Annotated in this window: 14 protein-coding genes; 12 read left to right on the top strand and 2 right to left on the bottom strand. The window is 69.7% G+C overall.

The annotated features are described in order from the left end of the window. The first annotated feature begins 113 nt into the window (after positions 1 to 113). The 8 genes from ACIQMR_RS13590 (at position 114) to ACIQMR_RS13555 (ending at position 9870) form a co-directional block, all read left to right on the top strand. A complete protein-coding gene (locus tag ACIQMR_RS13590) occupies positions 114 to 317 on the top strand; it encodes a cold-shock protein (RefSeq protein ID WP_266384762.1) in 204 nt (67 codons plus the stop codon). Between the two features lie 202 nt (positions 318 to 519). Next, entirely contained in the window at positions 520 to 1050 is a 531-nt protein-coding gene (locus ACIQMR_RS13585; RefSeq protein ID WP_401385570.1) for an SMI1/KNR4 family protein, read from the top strand. A gap of 194 nt (positions 1051 to 1244) precedes the next feature. After that, entirely contained in the window at positions 1245 to 2228 is a 984-nt protein-coding gene (locus ACIQMR_RS13580) for a BtrH N-terminal domain-containing protein (RefSeq protein WP_401385569.1), read from the top strand. 110 nt (positions 2229 to 2338) lie between these two features. Next, positions 2339 to 2833 carry a GNAT family N-acetyltransferase gene (locus ACIQMR_RS13575; RefSeq protein WP_401385568.1) on the top strand — a complete coding sequence of 165 codons (495 nt, stop codon included), beginning with the start codon at positions 2339 to 2341 and terminating at the stop codon, positions 2831 to 2833. 468 nt (positions 2834 to 3301) lie between these two features. Next, positions 3302 to 3559, top strand: a complete 258-nt coding sequence (locus tag ACIQMR_RS13570; protein ID WP_401385567.1) for an EF-hand domain-containing protein — start codon at positions 3302 to 3304, stop codon at positions 3557 to 3559. A 921-nt stretch (positions 3560 to 4480) separates the two neighbouring features. Beyond that, positions 4481 to 5980 carry an APC family permease gene (locus tag ACIQMR_RS13565; protein WP_401385566.1) on the top strand — a complete coding sequence of 500 codons (1500 nt, stop codon included), beginning with the start codon at positions 4481 to 4483 and terminating at the stop codon, positions 5978 to 5980. 91 nt (positions 5981 to 6071) lie between these two features. Continuing rightward, the gene (locus ACIQMR_RS13560; protein WP_401385565.1) at positions 6072 to 7019 is read left to right on the top strand and encodes a hypothetical protein; all 948 of its coding nucleotides are present in this window, start codon (positions 6072 to 6074) and stop codon (positions 7017 to 7019) included. Between the two features lie 289 nt (positions 7020 to 7308). Further along, the gene (locus tag ACIQMR_RS13555; RefSeq protein ID WP_401385564.1) at positions 7309 to 9870 is read left to right on the top strand and encodes an alkaline phosphatase D family protein; all 2562 of its coding nucleotides are present in this window, start codon (positions 7309 to 7311) and stop codon (positions 9868 to 9870) included. A gap of 99 nt (positions 9871 to 9969) precedes the next feature. Here the strand turns inward: ACIQMR_RS13555 and ACIQMR_RS13550 are convergent, their stop codons facing one another. Continuing rightward, positions 9970 to 10725: a helix-turn-helix domain-containing protein gene (locus ACIQMR_RS13550; protein ID WP_401385563.1), complete on the bottom strand. Its 756-nt coding sequence runs from the start codon at positions 10723 to 10725 to the stop codon at positions 9970 to 9972. A 231-nt stretch (positions 10726 to 10956) separates the two neighbouring features. On the opposite strand from ACIQMR_RS13550, the gene ACIQMR_RS13545 reads away from it, so the two are divergent. The 3 genes from ACIQMR_RS13545 (at position 10957) to ACIQMR_RS13535 (ending at position 14300) form a co-directional block, all read left to right on the top strand. Beyond that, a complete protein-coding gene (locus ACIQMR_RS13545; RefSeq protein WP_401385562.1) occupies positions 10957 to 11622 on the top strand; it encodes a DUF4097 family beta strand repeat-containing protein in 666 nt (221 codons plus the stop codon). A gap of 58 nt (positions 11623 to 11680) precedes the next feature. Next, entirely contained in the window at positions 11681 to 12496 is an 816-nt protein-coding gene (locus ACIQMR_RS13540; protein WP_401385561.1) for an alpha/beta fold hydrolase, read from the top strand. 214 nt (positions 12497 to 12710) lie between these two features. Then, on the top strand, positions 12711 to 14300 hold the full coding sequence (locus ACIQMR_RS13535) for a hypothetical protein (protein ID WP_401385560.1): 1590 nt from the start codon (positions 12711 to 12713) through the stop codon (positions 14298 to 14300). Between the two features lie 213 nt (positions 14301 to 14513). On the opposite strand, the gene ACIQMR_RS13530 is transcribed toward ACIQMR_RS13535, so the two are convergent. Beyond that, complete coding sequence (locus tag ACIQMR_RS13530) at positions 14514 to 15389, bottom strand: endonuclease/exonuclease/phosphatase family protein (protein WP_401385559.1); 876 nt, start codon at positions 15387 to 15389, stop codon at positions 14514 to 14516. A 211-nt stretch (positions 15390 to 15600) separates the two neighbouring features. Here ACIQMR_RS13530 and ACIQMR_RS13525 point away from each other — a divergent pair, with 211 nt between their 5' ends. Beyond that, positions 15601 to 16341 carry a class I SAM-dependent DNA methyltransferase gene (locus ACIQMR_RS13525; protein ID WP_401385558.1) on the top strand — a complete coding sequence of 247 codons (741 nt, stop codon included), beginning with the start codon at positions 15601 to 15603 and terminating at the stop codon, positions 16339 to 16341. Positions 16342 to 16423: the final 82 nt, after the last annotated feature.

The raw sequence follows: 16423 nt of genomic DNA, 5'->3' as shown, positions 1-16423 counted from the left end.
CAGTACCTGCCCGCGCTCCGGCGTGGGCGTTTTGCTGTGCAGTGCCTGAGAACCAGGGCGATCACCTCCGGGTCCGCGCGGTGCGGACCCGCTGTCGACTGAGAGGCACTGGCATGGCCAGCGGAACTGTCAAGTGGTTCAACTCGGAAAAGGGCTTCGGCTTCATCGCGCAGGACGGCGGCGGCCCCGACGTCTTCGCCCACTACTCCAACATCAACTCGTCCGGCTTCCGTGAGCTCCAGGAAGGCCAGGCCGTCACCTTCGACATCACCCAGGGCCAGAAGGGCCCCCAGGCGGAGAACATCACCCCCGCCTGACCGGCGTTGGACGCGACCAGACCCCTGGAGTGCTCGCTCCAGGGGTCTGGTGCGTCTGCTGGGGGCGTTGCGGCCGATCTGCTCACGTCGCGGTGAGGAACCACTCCGGAGGCGTGTGCGTGTGGCGTGGCGCCCTGGGCCGAGCCGCGGTGAAGCTCCTGTAGATCGTCAAGCTGGTATGCCGGGTCCCTAGGATGTGCTTGTGGCTCGGTTCGATGAGGTCAAGGCGACGTTCTGGGGCGAGGGCCGGTACGGGGTTCAGCCACCGCTGACCAAGGCGGACGTTCAGAATGCCGAAAGCGAGCTGGGTGTCCGCCTGCCGGCCTCGTTGCTGGAGATCCTGCGGGTCCAGAACGGCGGCCAGGTGGCAGCGGTGTGGAACGCGCTCCCGACGGACGTGCCCACGTCGTGGAGCGAGAACCACGTGCCGCTCGACCACCTGCTCGGCATCGGCCGTCACGACGATCAGCTGTCCCTGCTGGACTCGGGCTACTTGGTCGAGGAGTGGGGTCTTCCCTCGCCTCTGGTTCTGCTCTCCGGTGACGGTCACTGCTGGATCGCTCTCGACTACCGGTCATGCGGAGAGCAGGATGAACCGTCCGTCACATGGTTCGACGTGGAGGGCGACACGGAGCTCCCGCTGACGTCGGACTTCACGGCGTTCGTCGAGCGGCTGACTGCGGCCGCGTCGCTCGACCTCGATGACGCGGAGGGCAGCCGATCAGCGTCATGATCTGGCTCCGGCCGAGCCTGTCGTGTTCAGGATTCCCGTGCTCCTGAGGTGCCTGTGAGCCACGCGGGCGACGAACCTCTTGAGGGACCGCGTGATGTCCTTGGTGGACATACCCTCGGCTGTCCGTCGAGCCATGCAGTCCCGTGTCCGGTGGTCGTACTTCATGCATCAGGTGAGGGAGGACGATGAGCGGCATGACCATGGTGCAAGGCATCGATGTCCGCGGCATGCAGCACTGCGAGACGACGGCGCTGGGCGTGCTTCTGCGGCATGAGGGACTCGACTTGTCCGAGCCCATGCTGTTCGGGCTCGGCTCCGGACTGTCCTTCATCTACTGGGACAGCAAAGCCATGGGATTCCCCTTCCTGGGAGGTCGGGTCAAGCCGTTCGAGCTCACCAGGAACCTGGCCGCCGCTCTCGGGCTCGAGCTGCGGATCGGGGAGACCACCTCCCCGCGCAAGGCATGGCAGAACGTCGCGGCACCCATCGACGCCGGCCAGCCGGTCGGCCTGCAACTCGACAGCTACCACCTGGACCACTTCACCACCAAGGTGCACTTCGGCGGGCACGTCGTGGCCATGTACGGCTACGACGAACAGGACGCCTACCTGGTGGACACCGACCCGCAGGGCGGAGCCGTCTCCACCAGCCTCGCCGCCCTGGCCAGAGCCAGGGCCGAGCGCGGCCCCATGACCGCCAGGCACCGCTCCTTCACCATCACAGCGCCCAGCAGCCCGGTGCCACCACAGGACCGGATCATCCCCGCGATCAAGACCTGCGCCGACGCCTTCCTGAACCCGCCCATCGAGAACCTGGGCCACCGGGGCATCGGGAAGGCCGGCAAGCACGTGCCGAAGTGGTTGCAGCGCAGCGACGATCCGCGGGAAGACCTGTCACGGACCGCCGTCCTCATGGAGAGGGCCGGCACCGGCGGCGCCCTGTTCCGCAATCTCTACCGGGACTTCCTCGCCGAGTGCGCCCAGTTGATCGACAGCAGCCACCTGCGCACCGGCCACACTCTCTATACCGAAGCCGCCATCCTCTGGACCCAGGTGGCCGCACTCGTCGCGACAGCGGGCGATTCCGGCGACGCGAAGCACCTCGTGCAGGCCGGCTCCCTCCTCCACGAGCTCTCGCGCATCGAACGCGATGCGATGCAGGCACTCAGCCTGCTCTGATACTCCAGCCGTCGATCATTACGCGCCCTGGTCTTGAGGCTGTCCGCCGCTGGCGGACCACTGGCGGAAACTCAGGTGGCCTCAGTGCACGATCTGGGTAGAGTCGGGCGATGCCCGAGCTGCAGCGGCTGCATGCCGGCCACGCCCCGGCGGTCCTGGCCTTCGAGCTGGCGAACCGCGCCTACTTCGCTACCTCGATCTCCGACCGCGGCGACGGCTTCTTCGACCAGTTCACCGACCGGTACGACGCCTTGCTGGCCGAGCAGGAGGCCGGCATCTGCGCCTTCTACGTGCTCGTCGCCGAGGACGGCTCGGTACTCGGCAGATTCAACCTGTACGACCTGGAGGACGGCACTGCCACACTCGGCTACCGGGTCGCGGAGCGAGTCGCCGGCCGCGGCGTGGCGACCGAGACCGTCCGGGAGCTGTGCCGGACGGCGACTGCGGTGCACGGCCTGCGCACCCTGCGGGCGGCCACCTCCCACGACAACGCCGCGTCCCGGAGAGTCTTGGCCAAGGCCGGGTTCGTCCCGGTCGGCCCTGCCACCCCGGCCGATCTCGGCGGCAAGTCAGGCACCTGGTACCAGCGCGAACTCCAGCCATAGACCTTGATCCTGCTCATGGATGCTGCGCGAAGGCTGCGGCCACCGCTGATCATCGATGCGTGAAGCCTGACGATCTTGCGATGGCCGCAGGTCACAGTGTGGACCCTGCTCGCCGGCAGGAAGCGTTCGAGGACCTGATGAAACGGACAAGGCCTGTCCGGGCGATCATGTGACAGTTCGATGCGCGCGATCCTGTTGAGGCTCCCACAGAGAATGGATCTTCGCCCGCTGTCGTCTGTGGCAAGGTGCTCGCATGTCCAGCCCCATCGCGTACCCGATCTTCCGCACCACCGACCCGGTTCTGGCGCTCCAACGGTCACCCGCGACTCAGGCAAGGGGGGCGCTGCCTGGGCGGTCGGGGACGCGGCGGCGTACGGCAGCGAACAGGGAACTCGGACGGGACGGGCAGCGTTTCATCCCGTGAGCGGGTGGGACGGCCCGCCCAGGGGTGAAAGGGACAAGCACGACGTGACGAGTGACAAGGCCGGCAAGCTGTTCGAGGCGCTCGACCTGGACAAGAACGGGACCTTGACCCGCGAAGAGGTGATCACTGCCCTGCGGACGAAGGGCCCGCAGCTGGCCGCGTCCGGGGATCTGCCGTTCTGGGGCGTCGGGGACGCCGATGCCTCGTCGGCACTGTTCGACGCTGCCGACCAGAACGGGGATTCCGTACTGACCCTGGAGGAGTTCGCGGCGGTGGTGGACCGCCGTTTCGGCTGGCGCTGACATCGGTCCCCCGCCGACGCAGGCGAGGGCACCCGTGAACTGGGGGGATAAGGCAGCCTGCGCCCGCCGCGTAGCTCGTGCGCCACGGCACCGGGCGCAATCGAGACCTTCTGGGGTACGTAGTCGGACTTCCAGGTCGCCGATGCCACGGCGGCCGGGTCTCGTCACGTCCAGGGACATCCGCGAGAAAGCCGACACGCGTCGGTTGGCCCGTACATCGACTGTGACCTCAACGCGCGCATTCGGAATGCCATCGGACGCGCCACCTGCTGTTTGACCGTGCCGCACGGACTCACCACCACAGACCCCATTACTGGCATGAGTGCCGCACGTTCCCTCAGCTCCACGACCTGTCGGCCGTACCTCAACGCCAACGAATGGAATTGACTGGAGAATGGTCGGGGCTGGTCGAGTCAATACCCGGAATGGAATCGTGCCGTAGCACAGACTTCTCCGAACGGTGACGATTTCGCATGCAGTCCCCCATGACTGCATTGCGCATGTTCTCCGCACCTTCGTGATTGCACCGCCTTGCACTGCCTCGGCGCTGAGCCCGTCCGCGCCGGGCGCACCCGCGGGCCACGCGGGAACCCGGCTCGCCGCGGCTCGAGCGGTGGAGCGCGTCGCGCGTCTACCGGTGTCGCTCCGGCCAGGCCAGCGCCGAGAGAAATCCCGTGCCCTTCCCCGACGGGAGAGGACGACCGCAACGGAAAGCGTTGCGAGAGCCCTTCTTCGGATGCCGCGGAAAGCATGGACATCAACCGCCGCTTGACGCTTGCCGACAACGAAATCCGCACACCTTCCGGAGAATTGCCGAACGCTCCGAGGACTCGACGGAAGGCACGCTCTTTCCACTTGCTTTACCCCCTCGCCCGGGGTAAGAATCCGGCTCTGCGAAACGCGACGAGGGAAGGCGCAGCCTTGAAGGGCAAGCACAGCAGGGCAGTTGGCGATGTCTCCGGCCTGCGGGCCGGAGCCATCGGCACGTTCGACTCGGTGACCATGGCGGTAGCGGGTTGCGGTCCTGCCTACACCGCCGTGGCGATGATCCCGGCCCTCATCGCCACAGTGGGCCTCGCCGCTCCGGCGGTGCTGCTCTACTGTGCCGTTCCCATGATCGGAATCGCCCTGGCGTTCCGGTACTTGAGCCGTCTGGACATCCACTCGGGCGCCACCTACTCCTGGGTGGCCCGATCACTTCACCCAGCGCTCGGGTTCCTCAGCGGGTGGGCACTGGTCGTCTCGACGGTGGTGTTCATGATTTCCTCCACCCAGCCGGCCGGCGAGGTCACCCTCTCTCTCCTCGGGAGCGAGCTGTCCGACAGCCGCACCGCCACCACTCTGGTCGGCATGGGCTGGTTCCTCGTCATGGCAGCGGTGGTGGCGTACGGAACACGCATTGGTACCGGAACCCGGGCCGTCATCGTCGGCGTCCAGGTCCTGGTACTCGTCGCCGTCGCGTTGAGCGCGCTGCTGGTCGACGAATCGGCTGCGCCGGTTTCCGCGGCCTGGTTCGGTTTCAGCCACTTCGACGCCACCCATACGTTCGCCGCGGGCGCTCTCATCGCGGGCGCCAGTTTCTGGGGCTGGGACGTGACGGCCAACCTCAGTGAGGAGACACGCGGCGGCGGAGGCATCGGCGGGCTCATCGGACTCATCGTGACGTCGGCCGTGTTCCTCGTCCTCACGGTCGGAGCGAATGCCGCGCTCGGGCCCGACAAGGTGGCCGGCGAAGGCGGAGGCTTTCTGATGGCGCTGGGCGACGTCCTGTGGCCGGGCCCCGGCGGCCGGCTGCTGGTGCTCGCCGTGCTGCTGTCGACGGTCGCCACGTTGGAGACGACCCTCCTGCAAGCCACCCGGACCCTCTTCGCCATGGGCCGCGACCGGACCATGCCGTCCGCCGTCGGCCGTGTCCACACTGCGTACCGAACACCGTGGGTTGCCACCGTGGTCGTCGCGGCAGTGGTTCTGGCGGCGGCCGGCACGACCATGGCGACGGACGCGGGCGCGGACCTGATGGCGGACGCTCTCGCCGGAATCGGGCTGCTCATCGCGTTCTACTACGCCCTGGCCGGTATCTCCGTGGTGGTCGTCCACCGGCGGATGCTCTTCCAGTCGATAGGGAAACTGATCTTCCTCGGACTGTGGCCGCTCGGCGGAGCCGCGTTCATGATCTGGGTCTTCGCCGCCTCCGTGCCGGGTCTGTCGGGCTCCGAGCTCACCATCGGCCTCGGCACACTGGCTCTCGGTCTGCTTCCCCTCCTCATCTCGTGGCGCAGTGGGGCCTCTTCCTACTTCCGCCCCTCCCCCTTGAACCCCGACCATGCGGAGATCGCCGCGGGAGGCAATCAGGGCACGGTCGCGGCCCAGCCGGTCAGCGCCATGACCAAGCGCAGGGACGGCGTGCTCAGCGACTACTGAGACGACGGCCGCGCCTCCCCCCGCCGAGCCTGTGACCGTGCCTCCAATCCCTTGATCCCCCGATCCCTCGATCTGACCGAGAGGACTCTTCATGTCTGCCTGGCTACGTCGGGGTGCGGCGGGGCCTGACTACGACCCGGCGTTCGGTGACCACGAACTCGCCGACAGCTGCCAGGACCTCCTGATAGGCCGCTGGGCAGGAGCACGGGACCTGCTCGAGAAGTCGGCCGGCGACTGGGACCGGCGTGCCCATTGCATCAAACTGCTCGCCGACGCCGCAGCAGGTTCGCGTACGGCGGACTTGTGGGCCGCATCCGAGCCGCGCCGGCCGGATGCGGCCGTACTGCGCGCGGAAACCGAAGTGATGCGCATGTTCGCAGCCGCACGCAGCAGCGCGATGCCCGACGCGGCCACTCTCGACCGGACGGCATGGCTGTGCCACCGGGCTGCGGACCTCGCCCCGGACGACCCGTCACCGTGGGTGTCACTCCTGGCACTCGGGCGCCTCTACCCGGAGGGTCACCAGAACATGAAGCACTGGTGGCAGGAGGTGCAGAACCGGGACCCGCAGCACCGCGAGGGCCACCACCAGGCGCTGCGCTACCTCTCCGCCCGCTGGCACGGCTCGCACGGTGCCGCGCTCAACTTCGCCTGGGACGGTGCCCTCTACGCACCCGACGGCTCGCCCCTCGCGGTCCTGCCCTTGGTCGCGCGCGCTGAGCACTTCCGCCACCGGAGCGAGACAGAGGGCGACAACGCCCTCTTCCTCAACAGGCATTGGGACGAGGCCGGGGTACGCAACGACCTGCGGACCGCCCTGGACCGGTGGATCACGCACCGCACGACCCCCGGAGCCCAGGACGTCGCCGACCTCAATCACCTTGCCCATGGACTCGTGCACGCCGGAATGACCGACCGGGCCGGAGAGGTCTTCGAGCTCCTGGACAACCGCGCGACGACCGTTCCGTGGTCGTTCACCGGTGACCCCGAGGCCGGCTACGTGAAGTGGCGAACCCGGACGAGGACATCACACCCCTGAACCTGCGCACCGGCAACACCCGCAGCACCGGCAGCACATGCAGTGGTGTCGCTACGTACCCTCGGCACGAACGGCCGAGGAGGACGCAAGGTCATCGATGATCTTCGCGTCTCCGCCGTAGGACGCGGACCTGCGCAGTCCCACGGAAGAAGCTGATCGCCGTCTGCGCGAGCACCGTGATGGCGGGGCCCGCGCGTGGCCGGCCGGCCGGGCAAGCGGTCGGCGTCCGTAAAGGCGGAGTTCACCCGGCGGTGGCCGCCGTGCCCGTCGGCGCCGGGAGAGTCCCCGCGTGACTGACCTACTCCCCGAACCCCGCGTCCCCCGGCTCGGCCGACGCCGTTTCCTCACCGCCGTCGGCGGCACCGCGTTCGGTGCCCTGGCCGCCGGGCAACTCGCATGGCCCGAATCGGCCGAGGCCCTCGACCTGGACACCGCGCCGTTCACCCTCGGTGTGGCCTCCGGTGACCCCGACCACCACAGCGTGGTGCTGTGGACGCGGCTCGCGCCCGATCCGCTGAACGGCGAGACCGGCGGCATGCCGGCCGAACCCGTCGAGGTCCGCTGGGAAGTGGCCCGCGACGAGCGCTTCCGGCACGTCGTCCGCCGCGGTACGGCGACCGCCCGACCCGAGTCGGCGCACAGCGTGCACATCGTCGCCGAGGACCTGGCACCCGACCGCTGGTACTGGTACCGCTTCTCCACGGCGGCCGAGGGCGGTACGGTCCACAGCCGCACCGGCCGTACCCGTACGCTCCCCGCCCCCGGCGACCGGCCCGAGCGGCTCCGCTTCGCGTTCGTCTCCTGCCAGTCGTGGGCCGGCGGCGCGTACCCCGCCTACCGCGACCTGGCCGAGCAGGACATCGACTTCGTCCTGCACCTCGGCGACTACATCTACGAGACCGCGGGCGGCGGCCTCGCCGAGTTCCGGCGCCTGCACCAGCTCTACAAGACCTCGCCCGACCTGCGCGCCGCGCACGCCAGGTTCCCGTTCTTCACCACCTGGGACGACCACGAGGTGCAGAACAACTACGCGGCGGACATCGCGGGCGCCGCCGGTGACGGCCGCCCGTTCCTGGAGCGGCGCGCGAACGGCTACCAGGCGTACTACGAGCACCTCCCGCTGCGGCCCGCACAGCGCCCCGACGGCCCCGACGCCCTGCTCTACCGCCGGTTCGACTTCGGCAGGCTGGCCGGGTTCTCCGTACTGGACACCCGTCAGTACCGCAGCGACCAGCCGTGCGGCGACGGCCGCAAGGAGCCGTGCGCCGAGGCGTACGACCCGGCGCGCACCATGACCGGGATCGAGCAGGAGCGCTGGCTGCTCGACGGCCTCGACCGTTCCCGGGCCCGGTGGAACGTCATAGCCCAGCAGACCATCATGGCGGCCTTCGACTACGACCTGGGGCCGGGCAGGATCGTCAACCTCGACCAGTGGGACGGCTATCCGGCGGCCCGCACCCGCATCCTGGACTTCTTCGAGCGCAAGCGGCCCGCCAACCCGGTGGTGCTCAGCGGTGACTGGCACTCGGCGTGGGTCAACGACCTGAAGAAGGACTTCGGCGGCCCGCGTTCGCGGACCGTCGCCACCGAGTTCGTCGGCACCTCCGTCTCCTCGGGTGCGGGCGGCTGGGACGCCGACGTGCGCACGGGCCTGCCCGCCAACCCGCATGTGAAGTTCTACAACGGCACGTACCGCGGCTACACCCTGTGCGACATCACGCCCGAGCGCTGGCGCACCGAACTGCGGATCGTACTGAGCGCCGGTGACGCCGCCTCGCCCGCCTTCACCCTCGCCACCTACGAGGTGCGCGACGGCCGTCCGGGCGCGCGCCGCGTGGGCGCGGGCGACGGCCTCACCGGCCGGATCACCGACGGGGCGACCGGCGCGCCGCTGGCGAACGTCCAGGTCACGGTGACGGACGCAGAAGGCCGGCGGATCGGGACGAGCACGACCGACGCGGCCGGTGAGTTCCTGGCGTTCGCGCCGCCCGGCACGTACACCCTGGCCGCCAACGGCGTCGGCTACGACCCGGCCGAGCGGGAGGTCACCCTGCGCGAGGGTGCCGGGCTCACAGTCGACCTGGGCCTGACGCGTTCCGGCGCCCGCGCCGGGACGGGCCGTACGGTGCCGGGGCCGCAGTCCCAGGCCGGTTCCGCTGACCTGGTGCTCTCCAACGATCTGGTGGCGCTGGCCGTTTCGGCCGGTTCCGAGGACCCGCAGCTGTCTGGCGTGACCCTGGGCAAGCCGCTCGACCTGGCGGCCGTCGGCCGGCTCGACCAGATCGACTGGATCAACCTGCCCTACGCCTCGGTGGCGCAGCCCCGCGGCGGCAACGCCTGGCAGCAGCGCACGGTGAAGTCGGACAGCGTCGACGTGGTCTCCTCCACCGGCGCCGAGGCGTCGGTGCGCGCGGTGGGCCGCAGCACCGAGCTGCCGGAGCTGGCCGTCACCACCACCTACACGATCCACAAGGGCGAGCCGTGGGTGCGGGCCGACAGCGTCTTCACCAACAACGCCGCCACTGCGGTCACCTTCTGGACCGGCGACGTCCTCGACCACGACGGCGCGGGGCAGCGCAGCGGTGTCGCGGGACACGGCACCATCACCGCGGGCTCCCCCGCCGACTTCGCGCCCGCCGCGCCGTGGATCGGCATGACGGGCTCCGACGGCCAGACGTACGGACTCCTCTACGAGGACGCGCAGTTCACCGCGTACGCCTGCGGGATCTGGGCGATGAGCCAGCGGAAGGTGACCCTGGAACCGGGAGCGGCCTTCACGCTCCGGCGCCGGATCGCCGCCGTCGACAACGGCGGCGCAGCCGATCCTTTCGCGGTACTCGGCGGACTGTGACCACACCGGGTCCCGCGCCCCCGTCGACCGGGCGCGCGGGACCCGGCCCGCGGGTGTCGGGCTGAGGATGTCGGGCCGCGGGGCACGGGCTTGGTCCGCCTATCCGTGGTCCGGGCCTGGTCGGGCGGTGTCGTTCGAGGTGGTTCCGGGCTTGGTGTGCAGGACTTCGCGGGCCTGTTCGGCGGCGCGCGTGATGCTTTCGCTGATGAAGTCGAGGAAGCGGGCGATGTTCTCCAGGCGGGAGGCGGCGGGCGTGTGGGGGCCGAGGACGGCCACGCCTTGGCGTGCGGTTGCGACGAGCTGGTCGTTGGCACGCGCGCTGGCGATCGTCGCCTGGTAGAAGAGCTCGTCGTCGACCACGTAGCGGTCGCGACGGCGGTCGTCGCGCTCTCGGCGGACGAGGCTCTGGCCCTCCAGGAAGGCGATCGCTTTGGAGATGGACGCCGGGCTGACCTGCAGGCGCTGGGCGAGCTGGGACGCGGTGAGGCTGCCCGCGTCGGTGGTGAACAGGCAGGTCAGCACGCGGGCCGCCATCTTGGTCAGGCCCGAGGCCATGAGGACGGTGGTGAACGTCTCCTCGTACTCGGCCACGGCCCCGGCGTCGCGTCCGTGCGGCTGGGGGACCGACTCCGGTCCTTGGGCGGTGGCGGTCCTGCGCCGGTGGGCGCGGCGTTCGGTGGCGCGGTGGGCCAGGTCGGCGCGGTAGGCGGTGGGGCCGCCGTTGCGCATCACCTCACGCGTGATCGTCGACGTCGGACGCTCGAGGCGTCGGGCGATCTCGGCGTAGGGGAGGCTGTCGGCCAGCCCCAACGCGATCTGCCGGCGTTCCTGATGGGTGAGCCTGCCTCCCGGCATCGCGATCTCCTTGGTGATCCTTCGTGGCGGTCCTTGATCCCCACCATAGCGTTCACTTCCCACTCATTGCAATGACCGGAGAATGGTCGTTGCGTTATCAACAGGCTCACTGCAACAATGTATTGGCTCTCACCTGCATAGTTGTCGATTCTATGCAACAGATACGTTGCCACGCACTGGAAAGCAACGTAGCGTTTCTGGTGTCAGAAACAACGAGCACAGGAGAGCACGATGCAGAAGTTCGACACCTCCGCCCCGATCTCGGCAGTCCTGAACATCCCTGCGGGACGCGTCCAGTTCATCGCCGCAGACCGCGCCGACACCACCGTCGAGGTCCTGCCCGCCGACCCCTCCAAGAACCGCGACACCAAGACCGCGGAGCAGACCTCCGTCGCCTACGCCGACGGCGTCCTGCGGATCACGACCCCGGCGCCCGACAACCAGTTCCTCGGCCCTTCCGGATCCCTCACGGTCACCGTCCAGCTGCCCGCCGGCTCCCACGTCGAGGCAAAGGCCGCCGGCGCCGAGCTCCGTGGCGTGGGACGCCTCGGCAATGTCGTCTTCGACGGCGCGTACCGCCAGATCAAGATCGACGAAGCCGCCGACGTCCGCCTCACCGCGATCGACGGCGACGTCGAGGTCGGCCGACTGACCGGCCCCGCGGAGATCAGCACCGCACGGGGCGACATCCGGATCAACGAGGCCGTGCGCGGCACGGTCGTGCTCCGTACCCAGTCCGGCGACATCTCGGTCGCCGCCGCAGCAGGCGTCTCGGCCGCGCTGGCCGCCGGAACCGAATACGGCAACGTGAACAACGCCCTCAAGAACGACGGCACCACCGAACTCGACATCCGTGCCACCACCACCCGCGGCGACATCACCGCCCGCAGCCTCTGACCGACAGAAGCGACCGAACGTGGCGACAACGCGACGACGACGCGACCAAGGGGAACGTATGACCAACAACAGCACGTCCTCGACCAGTTCGACGTGGACCGGCATGGTGCCGGTCGACGACACTGCCCTGGCCGTCACCGACACCGGTGGCTCCGGTGTCCCTGTGGTCTACCTCAACGGCCAGTTCGCCACTCAGGGTTACTGGCGGCGGGTCGTCGCCGAACTGGGGACCGGGTGGCGGCACATCACCTACGACGAGCGGGCCCGCGGCGCATCGAAGCGTTCGGCGGACTATTCCTTCGAAGCAGCCGTCCGGGACGTCGATGCCGTTCTCGCGGCCAGAGGTGTGGACCGTGCGCTGCTGGTGGGCTGGTCCTACGGGGCGGTGGTCGCGGCGCACTGGGCCGACCGGAACCCGGAGCGCGCGCTGGGCGCGGTCCTGGTCGACGGCGCGTTCCCGTACGACTGGCTGGATGAGGCCATGGAACAGCGGATCCGGAAGCTCTTCCGGCGCATGAGCTGGTTCCTGCCGCTGCTGCGCCCGACGGGGCTGGCCCCGCGGATGACCGCCGAACAGCAGGCGAACAGCAACATCGAGCTCGGCCGGCTCTCCCGCGAGCGCGAGTTGGGCCCCGTGCTGGACAACATCACCGTCCCGGTGCGGTACGTGGTCGCTTCGGGTACGTCCTTCGGAAGCCGCGGTGATGAGCAGGAACGGATACGTGCCGGCCTCGATGCGGTGGCCGTCCGCAACCCGAACATCCGGATCAGCGCGAAGGTCGCCGGCAACCACGGGTCGATCCTCAAGAAGGACTTCCCGGCCGTCGCCGAGGCCGTACGCGACGTCGCCGCCCTCGACCGCGGAGGGCGCTGAAGCGCCGACCGACGGACTGAGCACAACGTGCGGATGCCACCCCTACGGGCCCACGCGGCCCGCGGGGTCGGCGTCCCCCGCGTCCGCGGCGTCCCCGGTATGCGTGCGTCGTGATTCCGTTCCCGATCACGTACATGGATGAGCCGATTCCCTCGGAAGACCGCAGGAAGGCGCCGGGCCTGGCAGACTGTGCGCCACCTGGGGGGAGAATGTCGTGCCGGATGAGCTGGCCGTCAGCCGGATACTCGGGGACCAGCCGTTCGCCGAGATCGGCCGGCCCGAGTGGGCGGTGACCGACGAGCGTCACGGCTGTGTCATCGCGGCCGGTGACCTCGGGCACGTCATGTGGCGCGGTACGGGCCACTGGCTGGGCCACCGGATCGGTGTGTACGAGGCCGGCACCCTCCGTCCGCGCCACATCGTCGCCTCCCGCTACTCCGTATGTGCCATCGAGCCTCACCCCGAGCTGCCACTCGTCGCCGTCGGCACCGGCCGTTACGACGGCTCGTGGGACTTTCAGGGACAGCTGCTCCTGCTGCACCTGGAGACCGGGCGCGTGACGAACCTGCTGAGCAAGACCCGCCAAGTGCGCCACCTGCGCTGGCTGGAGGACGGCAGGCTCGCGATGCTGCTCTCCCCCGAGGACAAGGACGGCGGCTTCCGCAAGGGCTACGAGCTGGCCGTCGCGGTCGACGACTGGCTGTCCGCTCCGGCCGGTCTGGTCGACCCCGACGACACACGCCATCCGATGGTCGAGAGCGGGCTCCTTTACGACCCGCGTGTGGAGGACACCCTCGCGCGGCTGACGGACGGCGGGTGGCGGCGGCGGGCGGAGGTGCGGGACCTGGCGGTGCTGGCCGACGGCCGGTTGCTCGCCACCGGCCGGCACACGGACCTCGAATGCTGGGATCCGTCGGGCGCGCTGAGGTGGGCCCTTCCTGCGGACGGGGAGGGGAGCGTCCAGGTCGAGGCGGCCCCTGACGACGAGTCGGCGTGGGTGACCTACCGGGGCTACCGGCGCGACGAGGTGACGGGTCGCCTGGTTGACCGCGCGACCACTGTCCGGCGGATAACGACGGCCGACGGCGGTGCGGTGGACAGCGTGGACGTGCCGTCGGTCCCCGCACTGAGCGCCGCGGCCGAAGGCTGGCTCGCCCTGCGCCCGCAAGGGCGCGACGCACACGCCGCGCTGCTGCTCGCCCCCACGCACCAGGAGGTGGCACGCGTCGACCTCGCCCCCAGCCGCTCCAACTCCCCGGCGCTGCGCGTCAGACACAGCGCCCGTCTGCTGTACGTGGACGGCCCCGGCCCGGACGACGACGCGCCATGGATCCACGCGATCGACCCTCCAGGCGCCCACGGCCCCGCCACCGTGCGCGCCCTCTTCCCCTTGCGCTGGGACCCGGCGTCCGCGCTCCAGCCCTGGTACGGCCCCGCCGTCGAGCTGACACACTCCCTCGTCCACGCGGGCCGGTCGTACGAACGGGGCGCCACCTATGCGGATACCCGCGAGGGCACGTACGTCGTGAGCCGCCGGCTGCCGGACGGAGAGGCACGCTGGGTGTACGTCACCGACAAGCCGCTCGCCGATCTCGACGGCGACGAGCGGAGGGTGTACGTCGTGTATCTCACCGGCGAGGTGGAGATCCTGGACACGGCGACGGGCGAGGTGCGAGCCCGGCACACCCTGCGCGCACACGGCCACCCGGTCACGCCGGTGTCCGCCGCGTACCGGGCGGAGCAACAGCGGCTGGTCGTGGGGACGGTGGACGGGCGGATCCTGGACTGCACGGTCCCGGACTGACCGGGTCGGGAGAAAACGCCCGCGACCACGACGTGCCAACTGCCGGCGGAGGTCTCCTCAAGAGGCTTCAACGGCCGAGCGAAGGGTGAGAGGGCCGGCCGCATCGGGCTCCGATGGCCGCCCGGAGACGGTGACGGCCGGCGGGTGGACACACCTGACGGTGACCAGGCCACCGGCCGTACCGGTCACACCCTCCCGTTGTGGCGGCGCAGCCTAGTGGCGGCGGCGCAGCGTCACGTCCGCCAGCACCGGGCGGTGGTCCGAGGCCAGGGTGTCCGGGACGGTGCTGTTGCGGACGGTGAAGGCGTCGGACACGGTCACGAAGTCGATGCGCTTCTCGGGTGTCACCGCCGGGTACGTGAAGCCGGGGGTCGACGACGTCCACGCGTCCGTGAGGCCCGACCACAGGGGCGACAGCTCTTCGGCGTCGGGGCCCGCGTTGAAGTCGCCCGTCAGGATCTGGGCCGGGCACTTGCCCTGCGGCGAGCAGTCGTCCGCCATGATGTCCACGGTCTCGCGTACCTGCGCCGCACGCACCGAGGGGTCGCTGCGGTAGTCGAGATGCGTCGTGTAGACGTGCACCGGCGTTCCCTTCACCTTGACCACCACTTCGAGGAAGCCCGGCATCGGCTTCGGCACGGGGTTGGGCTCCTGCGTGGACAGCCGCGTCAGGTCGTGGTTCTCGACGCTGCGCACCGGAAAGCGGGACAGGATCGCGACGCCGAACCCGCCGCCCTCGGCCGTCGTGTAGATGGGAGCGAAGGAGACGTGCATGTTGAGGTTGTCCGCCAGCTCCGTCGCCACGTCACGGAACTCGGAGCGGGCGCTCCAGCGGACGTCGACCTCCTGCAGGCCCACGATGTCGGCGTCCATGGCCCGGATGGCGTCTGCGGTGCGCGCGGGGTCAAAAGCGCCTGCGCTGTCGGCGCCGTAGTGGATGTTGTACGAGGCGACACGCAGGCCGACCGACTTGTGGGCGTGGTCCTGGGCTTGGGCGTGGTCCTGGGCCGAGGCAGACGGCGCGGCGGTGAGTGGCACGGTGAGCGACGCCACCAACGCGAGGACGGCGGTGAGCGGGGCGGGGCGCATGGATGGCTCCTGACGGCGGATGAGGGCGGGTGACGGTCGGGCACGTTAACCGCTCACGGTGACGCGCACCCAGAGGGCAGGCGTCGCAAGGTGTCCGCTCGGTGAAGTCCCGCCCTGCAAGCTCTGTACCGCCCCGCCCGAACCCGTGATCGGAGCCGGTCGAAGGTAAATGCGTCGACAGCGCCCCTGGCACCCGGCAGAGTGTCCGCCCGTGACGAGCAGTGAGCTGTGGACGCGTGCGACCGCCGACCGCTACGACGCCGAAGAGACCGAGATGTCCTCGGCCGCCGTTCTGGGACCGACTCTCGCCTTCCTGGCCGAGCTCGCCGGAGACGGCCGGGCCCTGGAGTTCGCCATCGGAACCGGACGGGTGGGCGTCCCGCTCCGGGAAAGCGGCGTGCCGGTGGTGGGCATCGAACTGTCCGAGCACATGGCAGCGGTCCTGCGGCGCAAGATCGACGAGGACATGCTCCCGGTCGTCATCGGGGACATGGCCACCAGCGTCGCCCCCGGCGAGTTCACCCTGGTCTACCTCGTCTACAACACCATCACGAACCTGCTCACGCAGGACGAGCAGGTCGAGTGCTTCCGCAACGCCGCACGTCATCTGCGACCCGGCGGCCGATTCGTCATCGAGCTGGGCGTGCCGCCGCTGCGGTTCCTGCCGCCCGGCCAGGTCGCGGTGCCGTTCGACGTCTCCGAGCAGCATCTCGGCTTCGACACCTTCGACCTGGTCGAGCAGATTCTCGTCTCGCACCACTTCACCCGCGACGGCGACGACGGCCGCTTCCGCCGAGGCAGCTCCCGGCATCGGTACGCCTGGCCGGCGGAGCTCGACCTGATGGCGCGGATCGCTGGGCTCGAGCTGGAACGTCGCGTCGCCGACTGGGACGGGGCGCCGTTCACCCAGGACTCCGCGAAGCACATCTCCGTGTGGCGCAAGCCAACCTGAGGCCGACCGCCGAGCCGTCCCCGTCCGGGTAGCGCTTGCGCCCGGTCCAAGGAACCCCGGTTCAACGGAGCCCGCTCCAAGG

Source organism: Streptomyces sp. NPDC091376 (genome assembly GCF_044757085.1).
Taxonomy (GTDB): domain Bacteria; phylum Actinomycetota; class Actinomycetes; order Streptomycetales; family Streptomycetaceae; genus Streptomyces; species Streptomyces pratisoli.
Note: the sequence above shows the minus strand (reverse complement) of the source record. Positions and strands in the feature narration are given on the sequence as shown.

Bases quoted from the DNA above. Each gene is read 5' to 3' on its own strand.
- ACIQMR_RS13590 (WP_266384762.1), top strand. From the start codon at position 114: ATGGCCAGCGGAACTGTCAAGTGGTTCAACTCGGAAAAGGGCTTCGGC.
- ACIQMR_RS13580 (WP_401385569.1), top strand. From the start codon at position 1,245: ATGACCATGGTGCAAGGCATCGATGTCCGCGGCATGCAGCACTGCGAG.
- ACIQMR_RS13575 (WP_401385568.1), top strand. From the start codon at position 2,339: ATGCCCGAGCTGCAGCGGCTGCATGCCGGCCACGCCCCGGCGGTCCTG.
- ACIQMR_RS13560 (WP_401385565.1), top strand. From the start codon at position 6,072: ATGTCTGCCTGGCTACGTCGGGGTGCGGCGGGGCCTGACTACGACCCG.
- ACIQMR_RS13550 (WP_401385563.1), bottom strand. From the start codon at position 10,725: ATGCCGGGAGGCAGGCTCACCCATCAGGAACGCCGGCAGATCGCGTTG.
- ACIQMR_RS13545 (WP_401385562.1), top strand. From the start codon at position 10,957: ATGCAGAAGTTCGACACCTCCGCCCCGATCTCGGCAGTCCTGAACATC.
- ACIQMR_RS13540 (WP_401385561.1), top strand. From the start codon at position 11,681: ATGACCAACAACAGCACGTCCTCGACCAGTTCGACGTGGACCGGCATG.
- ACIQMR_RS13530 (WP_401385559.1), bottom strand. From the start codon at position 15,389: ATGCGCCCCGCCCCGCTCACCGCCGTCCTCGCGTTGGTGGCGTCGCTC.